Source organism: Bacillus cereus group sp. BfR-BA-01524 (genome assembly GCF_022662595.1).
GTDB lineage: Bacteria > Bacillota > Bacilli > Bacillales > Bacillaceae_G > Bacillus_A > Bacillus_A thuringiensis_S.
In genome coordinates this window covers 20,976-38,846 of record NZ_JAKUDW010000003.1, presented here as the reverse complement: position 1 = coordinate 38,846, position 17,871 = coordinate 20,976, and the positions used below count along the sequence as shown (strand labels likewise).

The window sequence follows — 17,871 nt, the reverse complement described above, 5'->3', positions numbered from 1 at the left end:
AAAGTGCTTGTATATAAAAATAAACTCGGTGCTCTCTGCACCGAGTTTATTTAATAAAAGTCGCATCATACTTATCACTTTGCAACACTTGGAAATGTAAGTTTGCTAAATGTTTCCGTATTTCTGCACTATCGTCTTCATTTAAATTGTTCGCCAAAAACACAATTTCTGTACAGTTTCCACGTTTATCCATAGCGTAAACCGCTTTTGTAACCGTCCATGGTGTGTAACCATTCTTTTGCCCAGCATGTCTAAATGTTTTACGGTATTTCTTGGCACTCATGTCTGTTTCAACGATATTTGCCCACACTTTTTCTTCAGCTTCTGTCAAACCACCTTTATGGTTTGCCTTTTGAAGTAATACCATATAATCATTTGCCGAAGCTGCTGGTAATCTATCTGACCAAATTTTGTCGTAACGTTCCTCTAAATAAAGCGGAATTTCCTTCTGTAATAATGGTCCCTTCTTCTTTAAGCGTTCATGAATAATCATCGCATATTCACGATATTGCTCTTGAGACATTTCTTTTAACTTTTTCTCTATTTTATATTTTGGAACATGTAATTCTTTATGCAAATATCCCGGGATATACAAAGATGAAACGATTGGAAATAGTGGTTGATGTGCAGGAAGTGATAAACTTTGTAAGTTTCGATTAATGTTATCTAATCCTAACAATTCCATTAAGTATTCAGCATTTGCATTCGAACTAAACTTAACCATTCCTTTTGCCACTTCTTCTAAAGAAACCGCTCCTTCAGTTATCTTGCCCGTCTTCTCCAAATACTTTTGCCATCTATCTTGTGCACCACCATCTGTATTTGGCACATAATAGCGATTCACATCATTAATCGACACGAAACTAGACGAATCAATTTTCCCTTCAGTAACTTGTTTCGTATATTCAAGCGCCACAATTAATTTCATCGTACTAGCAACTGGCAATACAACATTTGGGTTTACAGAATAAACAACTTTATCATTTCTCTTTACTAGAAGCGCACTATTTTTTTCATCTTTATGTTCTTCAATAAAAGATGCAATATACTGTGCATCATCATTATTTGAACTCCACACTTTTTTCACTAAAAAGTTACCCGATATTAGCAAAACAAAAATACCCACAATTACTGCGCATACTATAGTTTTTTTCAAGTAAAATTCCTCTCCTATTGTGTAACTCTTCTCTATTTATCATTTAAAAACAAAATAATGGAGATGGTCATTTAAATAACCATCTCCATTATTTTAACTTGTATGCTCCTATTATGTCTACGTCATAAATTTCACAAAATCCTCAAGAAACTTTTTATAATGCAACGACCAACCAATTCGCACCCAATTTTTTAATGCTTTTGCATCAGGTTGAGGCCGAAAATCAGCAATACTCTCTCCTTTTGCAATTCCAGCTGTATCTACATCGACACGACGATATACATAGTCTAAAAGGGATGGATTTGCCGCAACCATCATTGTAACGACGTCATGTACTGGACTTCCTTTTATTTTCGGATTTAACTTTCTATAAGCTTTATAATAATACGTAAATATCGGCTCGATTAACTTATTAAAACTCGTTTTAGAGTGTTTCGTAATATATTTTACCATTTCCGGCGTAATAATTGCTTCCGATGTAACGTTAAGTGGCACTAATGTCACATTTTTGGCATTTTGCATGACTAATTGTGACGCAATGGGATCACCATGAAAATTCGCCTCTGCGACTGGTGTTACATTGCCAGGCATCAAGAAAGCACCGCCCATTATATAATATTCTTTCACATACTTCATCATCGCCTTTTCTAAAATAAATGCTGTCGCTAGTGTTGTTGATCTACCAGCATCGACTATTATTAATTCTCCTTTATATTTTTCAAGAAGATCAAAAAATGCACAAAAAGGTTTTATATTTGGCGAAAAAGTTTTTGGAGGTTTAATTGGTCCTAAACCGTCTGCCCCATGAATTTCTGGATAATACGTTGTAACATCTCCGGATAAAGGAATTTTCGCACCATTAATAACAGGTATATCTTCCCGTCCTGCCATTTGCAATAAATATGCGGCATTACTTGTCGCCTTTTCTTGTGTTACATTTCCATATCCCGTTACTACCCCAACAATATCAATATCAGGATGCAACAATCCATACATAATCGCTAAAGAGTCATCAATTCCTGGGTCTCCTAAAAATAACACTTTTTTCATCGACCTCAACTCCATCTCCTCAGTTGTTATTAACTTATGAATAAACGTGGATATACAGAATAAAAAAGAACAAATTCATACGAAAAAACGCAGTCTTATAAGGACTACGTTCTTCAGCTAACCTATACTGTTTTTTTTTACAGCACTCATACTTCCAATAACATAAGCGATAAACGCAAAACAAATTGGGAAGACAACTGTATGTATACCGAACGGATTTGGATAGAAAAGATGAATACACATATATGAACCTACTCCAACGAAAATGGAAGCAAGCGCTCCTGTAGCATTTCCTTTTCTCCAATATAACCCTAATACGATTGGCCAAATGAATGCTGCTTCTAATCCACCGAAAGAAAATAAATTTAACCATATTAAAAAGTCTGGTGGTTTAATGGCCGCTACATAAACGAGTAGTCCTACAATACCAGTAATCCACAAACTTCCTTTTTTTATCGTACTGTCTGCTGCATCTTTATTTATGTAATTTACGTATATATCTTTAATAATTGACGAGCTTACAAGTAATAATAAAGAGTTTACTGTAGACATAATCGCCGCCATTGGTGCAGCTAAGAAAACTCCAGCTAACCAAGGTGGCAACACTTCCATCGCGAGTAGCGGCATTACTTTATCTGGTACCGTTATACCTGGAAGTACTACTCTTGCAAATACACCTGTTAAATGCATACCGATCATAATTGTACCAACGACAACTGTTCCAATTATTAAAGCTTGGTGCATAGCTTTTGAATTTTTATAAGACATGGCACGCACGCTAATTTGCGGTAAACCTACAACACCAATTCCAATTAAAATCCAAAATGATGTAACATATGATTTCGTTAAACTGCCATCTGCGCCGAATGGTGTAATTAAATTCGGATTAATTTGAACAAGTTCCTGCATAATCTTTTCAATTCCACCACCAGCAATGACAGTAGCAATTAAAATGATTGTCGTTCCAACTAACATAATGATTCCTAATAATGTATCTGATAGCGCGACTGCACGAAAACCACCAATTAATACGTACACAAGTACAGAAAAAGTAAATAAAAATAGTGCTGTTGTATACGATAGACCCGTTAGTGACTCGATTAATCGTCCGCCGCCGACCCACTGGGCTACTGTCGCCGAAAATAAAAAGATAATAATACATAACGCAGAGAGTATAACAACTGCTTTATTATTGTATCTCCCTTTTAAATAATCGATAAGAGTAATTGCTTCCATCTTCCTAGCGATAATTGCAAACTTTTTACCGATAACCGTTAAAACGATATACCCTGTTACAACTTGAATCGCAGATAACAGTACCCATCCAAGCCCCATATTGTAAGCAATACCGGGACCACCAATAAAGCTACTTGCACTACCGTACGTAGCAATCATTGTCATCGCTAATAATAAACCGCCTAGCTCACGCCCACCAAGAAAATATTCTTGTAAAAATTTATTATGAGCAGTTGCTTGCACGCGTCTTGAAGCATATACACCAATTAAAAATACAACGATAAACGAAATTATCATTGGAATGATTACATACCAATTCATCTATTATTCCTCACTTTTTTCTTCCTCATCGAGTGAAATATCTTGAAATACAAAACGAACAACTAAACTAAGTAAAATAACCATAACGATAAATCCAACGATACAGCTATAAAAAAACCATGCGGGAAAACCTAATACATATGTATATTCACTCGGATTTTTACTACCAAGCCCATAAGCGAATCCGTACCATATTATAAAATTAATAATAGCAAGTCCAAGACCAATTAACGCTTCTCTATGAGCTATTCGAAACCGTGGATCATCATGATAATCTTTCATTTTTCCCCCTCCTCTCACGATGTATTATTGTACCATTGTTCTTCTAGTTTTTCCTACTAGAAAGCAAAAACAAGCAGGATTTTTTATAATTATATAGAAGCTTCTCTTACATTACATATTTTTTACAATTGTAACACAAATGAAATTTGAATTTTCAGTATTTATTAATTATGATTTTAATTAGAGGCTTTCCATCTAGTTTCCACATCCTTGATTTCGGAATAAGCGCCGTCTCGTACTGCGTTTACATTATATTTTCAAGGGGGTTATACAATGAGTCAACTAGCTGTAAATCTTCATGAAAAGGTAGAAAAGTTTCTTCAAGGTACAAAAAAGTTATATGTGAATGGATCTTTCATTGAAAGCGCTTCCGGTAAAACGTTTAAAACACCTAACCCAGCAACTGGTGAAACACTTGCCGTCGTTTCTGAAGCTGGTCGCGAAGATATTCATAAAGCTGTAGTCGCAGCTCGCATGGCTTTTGACGAAGGTCCTTGGTCTCGTATGAGCACTGCTGAGCGAAGCCGTCTCATGTACAAGTTAGCTGATTTAATGGAAGAACATAAAGAAGAGCTTGCACAGCTCGAAACATTAGATAACGGAAAGCCAATCCGTGAAACAATGGCAGCAGACATACCACTTGCAATTGAGCATATGCGCTATTACGCTGGCTGGGCTACGAAAATCGTTGGTCAAACAATTCCTGTTTCCGGTGATTACTTTAACTATACACGCCATGAAGCTGTTGGTGTCGTTGGTCAAATTATCCCTTGGAACTTCCCGCTTCTTATGGCAATGTGGAAAATGGGAGCAGCGCTTGCTACAGGATGTACAATCGTTTTAAAACCTGCAGAACAAACTCCACTATCTGCTCTATACTTAGCTGAATTAATTGAAGAAGCTGGATTCCCAAAAGGTGTTATTAATATCGTACCTGGATTCGGTGAATCAGCTGGACAAGCTCTCGTTAATCATCCACTCGTTGATAAGATTGCATTTACCGGTTCTACTCCTGTCGGTAAACAAATTATGCGACAAGCATCCGAATCATTAAAACGCGTTACACTTGAGTTAGGCGGTAAATCACCAAATATCATCTTACCAGATGCTGATTTATCTCGCGCGATTCCTGGTGCACTTTCTGGTGTTATGTTTAACCAAGGACAAGTATGCTCTGCTGGATCACGCTTATTTGTTCCGAAGAAAATGTATGATAATGTCATGGCTGATCTCGTCCTCTATTCTAAAAAACTAAATCAAGGTGTCGGTCTTAACCCTGAAACAACAATTGGTCCTCTCGTTTCTGAAGAACAACAAAAACGTGTAATGGGCTACATTGAAAAAGGGATTGAAGAAGGCGCTGAAGTACTTTGCGGAGGAAGTAATCCATTCGATCAAGGCTATTTCGTTTCTCCTACAGTATTCGCTGACGTAAATGATGAAATGACGATCGCAAAAGAAGAGATTTTCGGTCCAGTTATTTCTGCAATACCGTTTAACGATATTGATGAAGTAATTGAACGTGCAAATAAATCACAATTCGGCTTAGCGGCTGGTGTGTGGACAGAAAATGTTAAAACAGCACACTATGTTGCAAGTAAAGTACGTGCAGGTACAGTATGGGTAAACTGTTATAACGTCTTTGATGCAGCATCTCCATTTGGAGGATTTAAACAATCTGGTCTTGGCCGTGAAATGGGATCTTACGCATTAAATAACTATACAGAAGTAAAGAGCGTTTGGCTTAACTTAAATTAATGAAAAGAACCTGACCTACCTGGTCAGGTTCTTTTCATTATGTATTCCTTTAAACTTGCAGTCCTCCGCTCACATTTAATACTTCACCTGTAATATAAGATGCGTATTCTGATGCTAAAAAGGCTGCCGCGTTCGCAATATCTTCTGGCGTTCCAATTCTACCAACTGGAATAGCACCAACCATCTTTTCTTTCACTTTATCTGGTATCGTTTTTGTCATATCTGTATCCATAAACCCCGGACAAATCGCATTACAAGTAATACCGAAGCTTCCAACTTCTTTCGCTGCTGTTTTCGTTAAACCGACAACTCCTGCCTTTGTAGCCGCATAATTTGCTTGACCTATGTTTCCTTCTCTACTAATTGAAGATATATTAATAATGCGTCCATACCCTTGTTGTCTCATGTAAAGAAGCGCTGGTTGCATACAATAAAAAACTCCAGTTAAGTTCACTTGTAATACTTGTTCCCAAGCAGACTTCTCCATTTTATGTAACATTGCGTCTCTTGTAATTCCAGCATTATTCACCAAAATATGTAATGTACCAAATTTTTGAACCGCATATTCAATTAACGACTTTGCTTCATTTTGATTACTCACATCACATCGATATGAGCACACTTCATATCCTTCATCTGATAACTCACGTGTCGTTTTTTGTAGATTCTCTTCATTTACATCGCTAATTAATACTTTCGCCCCTAGTTTTGCATAAACCCTTGCAATCTCTTTTCCAATTCCCTGTGCAGCTCCTGTTACAACAGCTGTTTTCCCATTTAAAAACTCCATCCCTATCCCTCATTTCTATTACTTATACTGTATATTTCGGCTCCTTGCTTTCCAATTCCTCTTTGTATAAAAAAGTCTATTTGTGTCAAACTAACTTTGCAACGTCGCATAAAGTGAAACTTTAATCAGTGGGAAGTTTGTTCATCCCCACTGATTATTAGTTGAACCAATCGGGCATTTACGGGCAGTTAATCTCCCACCTAGCTTCTTTGTTCCATCTGAATTTTGAGGTGGGAATTTTACTACCCGTTATGCAGGATAAAGTGTAAGGAGATTGTGTCGAATGAACAAAAAGAATTTCAAACAAAGCAAAGCAACTGATGGCATTGACGTTGAGTTCTCTCGCGAACTCGCTGACCACAATGACTTAGAAGCAAACGCACGTGCAAATGCCGCTGATGCACGTCAAAAACGCCAATCAACCGAAAAATAAGGTACATCACAACCTTATTCTTTTCAAAAGGGACCTACTACCCAACAAAATAAACCGAGAGACATCTCTCGGTTTATTTTCTATATTTTTTTGCATAATGAGCCAAAGTAAGCAACGGATATATATGAGCATAACTATGATAACGAATATAAAATCCACCTGGTAAACCTGTTCCAGTAGGATATTTTTCATTTGCATAAGGGTTGGAGAGCAAATATGAAATACCTTTTCGAATGACTGGTGTTTCTTTATCATAGTAAGAAATGAGGGCATCTAAAGCCCATGCTGTTTGGGATGGTGTACTAAATGGCAAAGTAACGAATCTTTTTTCCACACTACTTTGGCAAGATTCTCCCCAGCCACCATCTTCATGCTGTATATGTTCAAGCCATAAAACTGCTCGTTTCAATGATGAATCGCTAGATGGTATTCCTAGTGACCGTACACCAGTCAACACTGCCCACGTACCATATATATAACAAATTCCCCATTTCCCATACCATGATCCATTTTCCTCTTGTACATTCATTAACCAATTTATCGCACTTTGTTTTTGTTTCTCGGGCAATTCATTTTGCGTATATGTCCCGAAAAACTCTAGCACTCTTCCTGTAATATCTGGTGTAGAAGGATCTGTAATCATATCACTTGCATTTTCGATTGGTAAATTTGCTAATATACGGCTCGTTACCCCTTTTTCAAAAGCCCCCCAACCACCATCATTATTTTGCAATCCTTTAACCCAATTAACCGCTCGCTTCCAAGCATTGTCTACATTTTCGTTCCCTCTACTTCGCGCCAATGCTCTTAACGCAGCAGTTGTATCATCAATATCTGGAATCGTCGTATTCACATCCGAAAACCCCCAACCACCTGGGGATATATCCGGTGCATGTACACTCCAATCTACTTTCTTCGTTTGCTGTTTTCTTAGTAAATACGCTGATGCATTTTGAATCACTTTACTTACTTTCGGAACTTGAGCTTCTTGCAAAGCATAACTGAGTAAAGCTGTATCCCATACAGTTGACGGAGAGTTTTGCAAATGGCCCCCTCTCTCCATCTTCCATATATAAGATGTGATTCCCGTTATAGCCTTCTGAATAATTGGTGATTGAATAGAATGTCCTAATGCAAGTAAAGCATAAATCATATAAAACGAGGCAGTTGCGTAACTATATAATGTTCCATTTTCATCAATACGCTCTTTCATAAAACGTTCTACTTCCTCATATCCTTTATGATGCAAAGAAAGTGGATACGTTATAATTTTCTTCACGTCACTTAATAGTGTTTGAAAAACCGGAGATCGGTCCTCCCGAAACCATTCTCCGCCCCCACCTGCAATGTGATTTAAATTTGGCAATAACTTTTTCCCTACTCGAAATCTTTTATTTAAACACAACATCATCGGAATTAAATGAATACGTGCTGAGCTACTCAATTCAAATATACTGAGAGGGGAATCATTCTGCAGAAACATAATTGGTGTTGGCAAATGAAAGAGAGAAGGATATTCATATTCTCCATGAATCGCTAATAAAAACTTCGTCATAAAATGAGCACGCGCTACCCCCCCACGCTCATTTATAAACATTTCCGCTCGCTTCATATTCGCATCTTCTTTTGTATATTTTTCCGATGCAAGTAAGGCAGCATAAGATTGGATTGTAGCAGATAAATTACCACCCACTTCATCTTCATACAATTTCCATGTTCCTTCATTTGTTTGAAGTGATGCTAATCTTTTTACAAACGGTTCTATCTCTTTATCTCTACCTAATAATTTTAATAAAAAAATCATATGACAATCTGTTAGTGGCGCTCCTTCAAAACAAAACCGCCACGTACCATCTTGCCGTTGCATCGTTTGAAGTGCAGTTGTTCTTCTCGCTATTTCTTCATGCACTTTTTCATATAATAACAAGTTACTCACCCACCCTTTCGAAATCCGTATAACGATATTCAAAAAGGTAGCTGAATATGTATAAAAACAAAGAAAAGCAGAACATATAACATGTTCTGCTCATAAACAATATCCTACTCCGACAATAATCCCTAATAAAGCACCAACTACTACTTCATACGGTGTATGCCCAACAAGTTCATTTAACTTCTTATATTCTGTTTCTCTACCGTGAAAAAAGTCATTCAATATTTTTGCTTGTTTACTTACTGCAAGTCTTACTCCTGAAGCATCATACATAACAATAATGGCAAAAATAGCAGCAACCGCAAACATCGAGCTTTCCACACCTTCCACTACTCCAACTCCTGTAGCAAGCGCTGTAACAGTTGAAGCATGAGAACTTGGCATCCCACCTGAAGCAAAAAACTTTGCAAAATCAAATTCACCCATTTTAACTAATTTAAAGACTACTTTCGTTAATTGTGCTAAAAACCATGAAATTACAGCTGCCATAAGCGGATCATTATGTAAAATTGTTTCCATGTTCTCAGCTCCTTACTGACTATAATGGAAATTCTATATAATATAAGTATAAAGAAAAATGCGTAGAAAATACTACGCATTATGATACTTTTGCTGATTTATTTTTTATAAATTTCGGTTGTTTCTGCACTAAAAACTTTGTCTTCGCTACCGAGAATACAAATAAAGCAACCCATATACAGAAAAATGCAATCATATGTGTAGATGTGAAATGTTCACCAAATACAAATACACCTAAAATTAAGCTAATTGTTGGCGCAATATATTGTAAAAATCCCACCATATAAAGCGGAATAAGTTGTGCTCCTTTTGCAAAATAAAATAGTGGTAATGCCGTTACAATACCTGCTCCTATTAAAAGTAACGTTGATAACATTGAAATAGATCCAAATGAGCCGAAACCATGTGCTCCTGTCATAACAAGATAAATGATCGCAAACGGCGTCACTAACATCGTTTCCATCGTAAGTCCAATTGTAGCATCATAATTTAACAGTTTTTTCGTTAATCCGTACAATCCAAATGAAAAGGCAAGTGAAAGAGAAACCCACGGAATAGATCCGAAACGTACTGTTAAAATGACAACCCCTACTCCTGCTAAACCAACTGCAACATATTGCCAAAAGTTTAACTTTTCCTTTAAAACGACTGTACCAAGTAAAATACTAATAAGCGGATTAATATAATAGCCAAGACTCGCTTCAATAACATGATTATGATTAACGGCCCATATGTAAACAAACCAGTTTCCGCTAATCAAGACTGAAGCTATTGTTAATGACATTAATAATTTAGGTCGTTTAAAAAGATTCACAAATTCCCCAATAAACTGGCGAAACCTCTTCGTAACACCTAATACAAGTAACATAAAAACAAACGCCCAAACGATGCGGTGTGCTAATATTTCATCTGCTGGAACTTCCTCAACCCATTTCCAATAAATCGGTAGAATTCCCCACATCGTATAAGCACCAGCCGCATATAGTATCCCTTTTTTTTGCTCTGCTGATTGACTCCCCATCTTCCCTTTTCTCCTCTTCTCATTTTTTCTCCATTATACGGTCTCACATGCTCACTTTACCAATAATCAATCTGCATTTCTTTCGACATTTCTCATACAACGAATAATAAACATACCGTTATTACAACAAGTAACGGTATGCCGAAAACAAATTTCTTTTTATGAGTTTTATGATGAAACATATACATACCGATCCAAGCTCCAACTGCTCCTCCAGCTGCCGCTGATAAAAACAACGTACTTTCTGGCGTTCTCCACTGTTTCTTCTTTGCTTTTCGTTTATCAAGCCCCATAAGGCTAAAAGCTATAACGTTAATAATAAGAAAATAAATCCATTTCATCGCTTTCTCTCCTTATGAAAAATTCGCTTAATGGTAACACGAAAAAACGCCGGAAACAACTGAAGAACTTTTTTTATCAAACTAGTTTCATTCCTTTTTCTTAATTAGTTACCTTCATATTTACAAAACCAACTAAAATCGCAATTAAAGCATTTAAATAGAAAAATGTTATGAGCAGAATCTTATATTTCATTACATTCACCCACTACCATATCATCAAAAAAACTGCTCTCAATCACTTTCTCCTCAAAATGAAGAACTACAATTAGCCCTACATATAAAGAAACCAAATTTAGAAACCATTCCCCATTCTCATCTTTCTTAGCTAAGCATTTAAATATCTCTTGAAATTGCATACGATCGTCTGCAGCAACAATCGGACGCACACCAAAATATTTCAATACGAGATTCAGCTTCAACTGCACGGATAATGATAAAATATATTTTAATAGCTTCGTATACTCTGTACTATCTTTTTGACTATACAACTTCACAAGCTTTGGATGTAAATTCGAAATCGATAATTCCTCGTCAGTCACTCTAGTTACTTCTATCGTTTCAATCATCTTTTTCATATCCATCACATTCACCCCTTCTGAAAAAATTCTAAAGCCAAAGAGTACTTAATTCAAAATGTGCAATAATTGTGCGTTTCTCGTCTCTCGTTCTTCCTCACTGACTAAATCATACTTTTTTAGAAGGTGAAAAATATCATTTAATAATTTCTGCGAATGATTACCTTGTAAAAAACTCTTTAACTCTTTAAAGATCCCTTCAGGTAAAGAATTCTTTTGACTTTCGAGCTTATTCATCACATCTTCAATAGAATGATCAATGTTACACGCCATACTAAACTTCCCCCTCTATCCTCTATAAATAATATCCTCAGCTAACGATGTAAACACTTCTCCAACAAGAGAATCTTCATCATATACAGATGAACCGCTATTTTCTTCACGTTTTGCAAAAGGTATCTTGGCAATTACTTCTGTTTGCAATTGTTCTGCAAGCATTTCGCCGCCGCCTTTTCCGAACAGATAATTTTTCGATCCATCTTGTTCTTCATAATAAGCCATATTTTCTACAATACCTAAAATCTCATGCTTCGTATGTTTTGCCATTACACCGACTCTTGAAGCAACGAATGAAGCTACATTGTGCGGAGTTGTAACAATTATTTCTTTCGCTTGCGGAATCATCGCTGCAACATCAATCGCAACATCTCCTGTACCTGGTGGTAAATCAAGTAATAAATAATCTAATTCTCCCCAGTGCGTATTCGCAAGGAAATTTTGAATCCATTTATTTAGCATCGGTCCGCGCCACATAACTGGGTTATTTCCTTCTGTAAAAAATCCCATCGACATGATTTTAACACCGTGACTAATGACTGGAATTGCCGTTTGATCAATCATCGTTGGTTTCTTATTCGTTTCCATCATAGCTGGAATACTAAAACCATATATATCTGCATCTAATATCCCCACTTTTTTGCCCATACGAGCTAGTGCAGTTGCAAGATTAATTGTCACCGTTGATTTTCCAACTCCGCCTTTTCCGCTCGTTACAGTAATAAACCGTACTCCCGAATCAAGGCAAAGCATGCTCGGCATACCAGTTTCTGTTCTAGTATTTTTCTTTAAATTCTCTGTTAAAGCTGCACGTTCTTCTTGCGTCATAGAACCAAATGTTATATCCACTTTAGAGGCACCAATTGCGTGAAGTGATTCTTCAATATCTTGTTGAATTTTTGCTTTTAACGGACAACCTTGGATTGTTAGTACTACTTCAAGTTTAACCTCTGTTCCGTTCATTTGTACATTTCTAACCATATTTAATTCTACAACACTTTTGTGTAACTCTGGATCCTCTACATGTTTTAATGCATTTATTATTTGTTCTTGAGTAAGCATAGAACTCATCCCTTCTCTTATTCTAATTTATATACAACATCTTCTTGGCGCTTCATCTGTTGAAAAAGCTTATTACCCTCCGCTAACGGGCGGGATTAATGCGGCTATATCTCCAGCTTTTATCATCTCTTCATTCGTTACAAACTCTTCATTAATTGCAACCATTACTGTATCCAAGGATTGCAAATGATAACTATCTTTCAACCATTCTTTTAATTGCCCAACAGTCATTTCTTGTTTTTCTGAAATTATTAATTGATCCAATCCGACTTCCTCACGCAAATTTGCAAACAATAAAATTGTAATCATTTTCTCATTCTTCCTTCTTTAGTTTTCCTCCTGGATATGGTGTGTTTTCAAGTTGATCTCCAATCCACATCGTTCCATCTTCCCAAAATTCTTTTTTCCAAATTGGAACAATTCGTTTTATACGTTCAATCGCGTACTCATTCGCTTCATAAGCTACTTTACGATGCGGTGATGAAACTGCAATGACTACCGCAATATCCATTATTTCTAGCCGCCCTACACGGTGCGTAATTGCTACTTTTGCATCCGGCCATCTTTCACTAATCTCTTCACCAATTCTCATAAGTTGTTTTACTGCCATCGGTTTATATGCTTCATACTCTAAATGTAGCGTTCGTTTTCCTTTTGTTAATTCTCTCACTGTACCAATAAATGTTGTAATCGCACCTGCTTCCCTTCTTGCGACTTTATTCGTTACTTCTTCAACTAAAATCGGATTATCTACAATCTCAAATAGCACTTGTCCCATTAAAACCACCTCTCACTTTATGAAATGTCCAAGGCCATTCACTACCTTCGTTATCTTCTAATAAAAGAACATCAACAAACATATCTTTTTTATATCCTCTTGTCCCGCCCGGCAATACGATAAACACGTTTGATTCTGCCAATGAAGAAACTGAGCTAGATTTATCAAACCCTGATGGATAAGCGATTAATTTCCCCTCATCATATTGCAATTTTGCTCGTACAAATCTTGTAAATGGATTCGGTTTTAGAAAATCTTCTCCTAATAACGCTTTTTCTCTTTTTAAATGTACTTTTTCACTAAACATATATGTCCGAATACACGGTCTTAGGAATAATTCAAACCCTACGTAACAAGCTGATGGATTTCCTGATAAACCAAATAATAACTTGCCATTTAATTGTGCTACAGTCGTAACACTTCCTGGTCGCATTGCAACTTTATTAAAAAGAACAGATGCACCTAATTTTTCGTAAATAGCTGGTAAATAATCATAATCTCCTACTGATACACCGCCCGTTGTAATTAACATATCTACTTGGCCAAGCGCTTCTTTCACAGCTGTAAAACACGTATTAAAATCATCACTAAACTTCCCAAAATATTTTACTCTTCCGCCCGCTCTTCGAATTTGAGACAATATCATATACGTATTACTGTTTCGAATTTTCCCTGGCTGTAATGAATCATCGACATCAAGCAATTCACTCCCAGTCGCTAACAGTCCAATTACAGGCTTTCTCGCAACTGGCACTTCACTATAACCGAATGTAGCAAGAAGAGCTGAAATACCTGGATTAATGTACGATCCTTTCTTTGCAAGAACCGTTCCTTTACGAGCATCTTCACCTTGAAAAGAAATATTGTCGCCCTTTTTGAATGATCGCTTCACTTCCATATAATTGTTGCCATTCTTCTCATATTGACGAGTCAGCTCTAACATAACAACCGCATCACACCCATTTGGAATTTGTGCTCCCGTCATAATTCGAACTGCTTGAAACGGACCTACTTTCTCATGGAATAGCGATCCTGCACCAATTTCACCCACTACTTCAAATACAATTGGCGTTTCATAACTTGCTAAATTAGTATCTTCTGCTCGAATAGCAAATCCGTCATACGGTGAACGATTAAATGACGGTACATCATGGTCAGCTACTAAATCCTCCGCTAATATACGTCCATAAGCTAATTCAATTGGTAATAGCTCCTTTAATCCTTTATCAGCAAATCCCATCACTTTACGAACAGCTTCTTCAACCGTAATTGGCACTCTTCTTTCCATTGTTGACACCCTCTCTATTAACCGAATACGCGATAATATAGTTGTTTCGCTTTCGAAATATCATTTGTACCATGAATAAAAACACGACCATCTCGAAAAACAACCACGCGGTAATCATCGAATTGGCAAGATAGTAAATACGGATTCCGATCTACTTTCCCCAGTTTTTGTAATACTTTTTCTATATCATCAAAATTGTATTTCCTATTGTCTACTGTTCTAATTTGAACTGTATTTCTTCCGCATAAAACAGCTGCTTTCGTTTGATTTTCGTATGATAAATAAGGATAAGTTCGATTCAAACCGCATGAGAGACAAGTGTCTGTTTTTATTTTCCCTAATTTTATAAAATGATTTTGATTACTCCATATATCAAACATGAAAAATGTTTTTCTAATTGCTGAGAAATCTTCCACTAAAATTTTGAGTGCTTCTGCCACTTGATATGCTGCGACGATTTGAACAGTCGGGCTAATAATTCCAGCGGTATCACATGTCACACCTATAACAGGAATATTTTTCAGCATACAATGTAAACACGGTGTCTCTTGCGGAATAATTGTATAACTCATACCATACGATCCAACGCAAGAACCATATACCCAAGGAATATTATGTTTTTGTGATAAATCATTTATTACAAATCGAATATCAAAATTATCTGTTGCATCAATGATTACATCTACATTTTTTAATAGACCTTCCATATTTTCTGAAGTTGCATCCATTACGAAAGCATGTATTTGTACTTCCGAATTAATTTGTTCTAACCGATTTTTTGCAGCAATTGCTTTCGGCATTTTCTCTCTTGCATCTTGTTCAGAGTACAATTGTTGCCTTTGTAAATTACTCCATTCAACGTAGTCACGATCAATAATCGTCAACTTGCCAACACCTGCACGTACGAAACTTTCGGCACTTGCACTTCCTAATGCGCCTGCCCCTACAATTAACACATGTTTATTTCGAATTTTTTCTTGTCCTTTACTCCCAATTGGTTTGAACAACTGTTGTCGTGAATACCGATCAGCCATTACATACCCTTCCTCTCAAGAACTCTATTTCATATTAGAATGTTGTTTCTGATAACAAGCAAAGTAAGCAAAACCAACAAACCCAGCTCCTCCAATTACATTTCCGATAAAAACAGGAACAAAATTTTTAGCCAAATCCATCCACGTTAGATGACCAGCAAAAATAACAGCGGAAATGACAAACATATTTGCTACTACTTGCTGAAATCCAATCACTACAAATGCCATAATTGGAATCCAAATTCCGATGATTTTTCCGACAAAATCACTCGTCCCGTAAGCGAGCCAAAGAGCAAGACAAACGAGCCAATTACAACCAATTGCTAAAATTAAAGTTCTCCCAAATGATTCATGTAACTTCCCTTCCGCTATCGCTACCGTTTTATTTAAATACTCTCCCTCTGTTAATCCGCCAAGATGCCCAAAGCAATACGCAACGAAAATTGCCCCAATAAAATTCATGAGAGTAATCCAAACCCAGTTATTCAGTACACTTATCAATGTAATTTTCTTTGCATAAAGCGCCATAGACAGTGACATCATATTTCCCGTAATTAATTCTCCTCCTGCTAATACTACGAGCATGAGTCCAACAGGAAATACTGCTCCTCCTAAAACATTCACTAGACTTCCCCAGCGCTCAGGTAAATTCCCTAAAACTCGAATGTTAAGTAAAAAACCTATCGCAATAAATGCTCCTCCTAAAAAACCGAGAATAAGCATCGCTGGCAATGTCTGTCTTACTTTTTGAACACCGGCCTCAATGACAAGCTCAGCAATTTGTTCCGGCTTATGAAATGCCATTACCCATTCCTCCATTTTCTCCAAATAAAAAAGCAGCTTCAAAAAACCTCCTCAAAATAAAGGTTTTTGAATGCTGCTTAATTTCTCTGCACATCTTTTACAGAGATATCAATCATCACTTTTACTATAAAATAGAAAATCCACAACTCTTGTAAATTTTCCATTTTTCACTATGAAGCTAGCTTTATATATTAACCACCGATATGTGACATTTCAATTTTAGGTATTGTTTTCTTATTTGTATGATTTAAGCGTTCATCTGAATAACGATCTTCCCTATTATTCCATATATCGCGTACTACATCTGTAATGTCCTCATCTGTATGTTCAGAACGAAGCAATTCTCTTAAATCATTTCCTTTAGAAGCAAATAAGCAAGTATATAATTTTCCTTCTGCAGAAATACGAGCTCTCGTACATGATGAGCAAAAAGAATCTGTTACTGATGAAATAATACCTATTTCCTCATCGCTTCCTATATAACGATACCTAGTAGCCACTTCACCAGAATAATTTGCTTCTATCCGTTCTAACGGCATAACTTGATGAATCGTATCTACTATTTCTTGTTTGGAAATAACTTCACCTAACTCCCAGCCATTATAATTCCCAACATCCATATACTCAATAAACCGAAGAATATGCTTATTTTCTTTAAAGTATTGCGCCATCTGCAAAATATCTTGTTCATTTTTCCCTTTTTGAACGACCATATTTATTTTAATTTTCATACCAACTTCAGCAGCAGCCTGTATTCCTTCCAGAACCCTTTGCACTTTGCTCCTATTACCATTTAAATAGAAAAACCGATCTTCTTCCAAGGAATCTAAGCTAACTGTTACACGTGATAGTCCCGCCTTATATAAATCAGGAGCAAACTTTTTAAGTAACGATCCATTTGTTGTTAAACCGATATCCTCCACACCATCTATTTTATTAAGGCGCTCAATAAGCTGCGGAAGACCTCTTCGAAGTAACGGTTCTCCGCCCGTAATTCGTAACTTTCTTACACCTAAAGAAACAAAAATACGTGTTATCCTTTCAATCTCATCAAAAGATAAAATTTTATCATTAGACAAAAACGAGTAATCAGGACCAAATATTTCTTCTGGCATACAATACCGACAACGAAAATTACAGCGATCAGTAACTGAAATACGTAAATCCTTTAACGGGCGTTGCAACTTGTCTAATGTAACTGATTTCATCTTCAT

Annotated in this window: 20 protein-coding genes; 2 read left to right on the top strand and 18 right to left on the bottom strand. The window is 36.5% G+C overall.

The features are described 5' to 3' along the window. Positions 1–46 precede the first annotated feature (46 nt). The 4 genes from MR170_RS01785 to MR170_RS01770 form a co-directional block, all read right to left on the bottom strand. Entirely contained in the window at positions 47–1,156 is a 1,110-nt protein-coding gene (locus MR170_RS01785; RefSeq protein WP_000751366.1) for a serine hydrolase, read from the bottom strand. Positions 1,157–1,273: 117 nt separating this feature from the next. Then, positions 1,274–2,206: a nucleoside hydrolase gene (locus MR170_RS01780; RefSeq protein WP_242306946.1), complete on the bottom strand. Its 933-nt coding sequence runs from the start codon at positions 2,204–2,206 to the stop codon at positions 1,274–1,276. Positions 2,207–2,323: 117 nt separating this feature from the next. Further along, positions 2,324–3,763 carry a sodium/pantothenate symporter gene (panF, locus tag MR170_RS01775; protein ID WP_001104825.1) on the bottom strand — a complete coding sequence of 480 codons (1,440 nt, stop codon included), beginning with the start codon at positions 3,761–3,763 and terminating at the stop codon, positions 2,324–2,326. A 3-nt stretch (positions 3,764–3,766) separates the two neighbouring features. Beyond that, entirely contained in the window at positions 3,767–4,045 is a 279-nt protein-coding gene (locus tag MR170_RS01770) for a YhdT family protein (protein ID WP_000656244.1), read from the bottom strand. Between the two features lie 273 nt (positions 4,046–4,318). Between MR170_RS01770 and dhaS the strand changes: the two genes are divergently transcribed. Then, a complete protein-coding gene (dhaS, locus tag MR170_RS01765; protein ID WP_000080279.1) occupies positions 4,319–5,803 on the top strand; it encodes an aldehyde dehydrogenase DhaS in 1,485 nt (494 codons plus the stop codon). A gap of 49 nt (positions 5,804–5,852) precedes the next feature. Here dhaS and fabG read toward each other — a convergent pair whose 3' ends face one another. Next, positions 5,853–6,593, bottom strand: a complete 741-nt coding sequence (fabG, locus tag MR170_RS01760; protein WP_000395038.1) for a 3-oxoacyl-ACP reductase FabG — start codon at positions 6,591–6,593, stop codon at positions 5,853–5,855. A gap of 283 nt (positions 6,594–6,876) precedes the next feature. Here fabG and MR170_RS01755 point away from each other — a divergent pair, with 283 nt between their 5' ends. Beyond that, the gene (locus tag MR170_RS01755) at positions 6,877–7,026 is read left to right on the top strand and encodes a YfhD family protein (RefSeq protein WP_001035815.1); all 150 of its coding nucleotides are present in this window, start codon (positions 6,877–6,879) and stop codon (positions 7,024–7,026) included. Positions 7,027–7,099: 73 nt separating this feature from the next. Here MR170_RS01755 and MR170_RS01750 read toward each other — a convergent pair whose 3' ends face one another. From MR170_RS01750 to moaA, 13 genes are all read right to left on the bottom strand, one after another. Then, positions 7,100–8,953 (bottom strand): terpene cyclase/mutase family protein, encoded by a 1,854-nt coding sequence (locus MR170_RS01750; RefSeq protein ID WP_242306944.1) that lies wholly within the window; start codon positions 8,951–8,953, stop codon positions 7,100–7,102. A gap of 99 nt (positions 8,954–9,052) precedes the next feature. Continuing rightward, positions 9,053–9,478, bottom strand: a complete 426-nt coding sequence (locus MR170_RS01745) for a divergent PAP2 family protein (protein WP_016080711.1) — start codon at positions 9,476–9,478, stop codon at positions 9,053–9,055. 79 nt (positions 9,479–9,557) lie between these two features. After that, complete coding sequence (gene rarD, locus MR170_RS01740) at positions 9,558–10,499, bottom strand: EamA family transporter RarD (RefSeq protein ID WP_000535541.1); 942 nt, start codon at positions 10,497–10,499, stop codon at positions 9,558–9,560. 92 nt (positions 10,500–10,591) lie between these two features. Continuing rightward, positions 10,592–10,840, bottom strand: coding sequence for a DUF1294 domain-containing protein (locus MR170_RS01735; RefSeq protein ID WP_000871349.1), 249 nt, complete (start codon positions 10,838–10,840; stop codon positions 10,592–10,594). Positions 10,841–11,022: 182 nt separating this feature from the next. Continuing rightward, positions 11,023–11,421, bottom strand: a complete 399-nt coding sequence (locus MR170_RS01730) for a hypothetical protein (RefSeq protein ID WP_242306942.1) — start codon at positions 11,419–11,421, stop codon at positions 11,023–11,025. A gap of 42 nt (positions 11,422–11,463) precedes the next feature. Beyond that, on the bottom strand, positions 11,464–11,688 hold the full coding sequence (locus MR170_RS01725) for a hypothetical protein (RefSeq protein WP_000752378.1): 225 nt from the start codon (positions 11,686–11,688) through the stop codon (positions 11,464–11,466). Between the two features lie 15 nt (positions 11,689–11,703). Further along, on the bottom strand, positions 11,704–12,753 hold the full coding sequence (locus MR170_RS01720) for a P-loop NTPase (protein ID WP_242306940.1): 1,050 nt from the start codon (positions 12,751–12,753) through the stop codon (positions 11,704–11,706). A gap of 72 nt (positions 12,754–12,825) precedes the next feature. Next, positions 12,826–13,062, bottom strand: coding sequence for a molybdopterin converting factor subunit 1 (gene moaD / locus MR170_RS01715; RefSeq protein ID WP_029443003.1), 237 nt, complete (start codon positions 13,060–13,062; stop codon positions 12,826–12,828). Positions 13,063–13,066: 4 nt separating this feature from the next. Then, complete coding sequence (gene moaE / locus MR170_RS01710) at positions 13,067–13,531, bottom strand: molybdopterin synthase catalytic subunit MoaE (RefSeq protein ID WP_226604089.1); 465 nt, start codon at positions 13,529–13,531, stop codon at positions 13,067–13,069. Further along, the gene (locus tag MR170_RS01705; protein WP_242306938.1) at positions 13,512–14,819 is read right to left on the bottom strand and encodes a molybdopterin molybdotransferase MoeA; all 1,308 of its coding nucleotides are present in this window, start codon (positions 14,817–14,819) and stop codon (positions 13,512–13,514) included. Before MR170_RS01705 ends, moaE begins: the two co-directional genes overlap by 20 nt. A 17-nt stretch (positions 14,820–14,836) precedes the next feature. Continuing rightward, positions 14,837–15,853, bottom strand: a complete 1,017-nt coding sequence (locus MR170_RS01700; RefSeq protein WP_098127289.1) for a molybdopterin-synthase adenylyltransferase MoeB — start codon at positions 15,851–15,853, stop codon at positions 14,837–14,839. 24 nt (positions 15,854–15,877) lie between these two features. Then, the gene (locus MR170_RS01695; RefSeq protein WP_000863998.1) at positions 15,878–16,657 is read right to left on the bottom strand and encodes a formate channel; all 780 of its coding nucleotides are present in this window, start codon (positions 16,655–16,657) and stop codon (positions 15,878–15,880) included. A 191-nt stretch (positions 16,658–16,848) separates the two neighbouring features. Further along, positions 16,849–17,865, bottom strand: a complete 1,017-nt coding sequence (gene moaA, locus MR170_RS01690) for a GTP 3',8-cyclase MoaA (protein ID WP_043936412.1) — start codon at positions 17,863–17,865, stop codon at positions 16,849–16,851. Between the last annotated feature and the right edge of the window lie 6 nt (positions 17,866–17,871).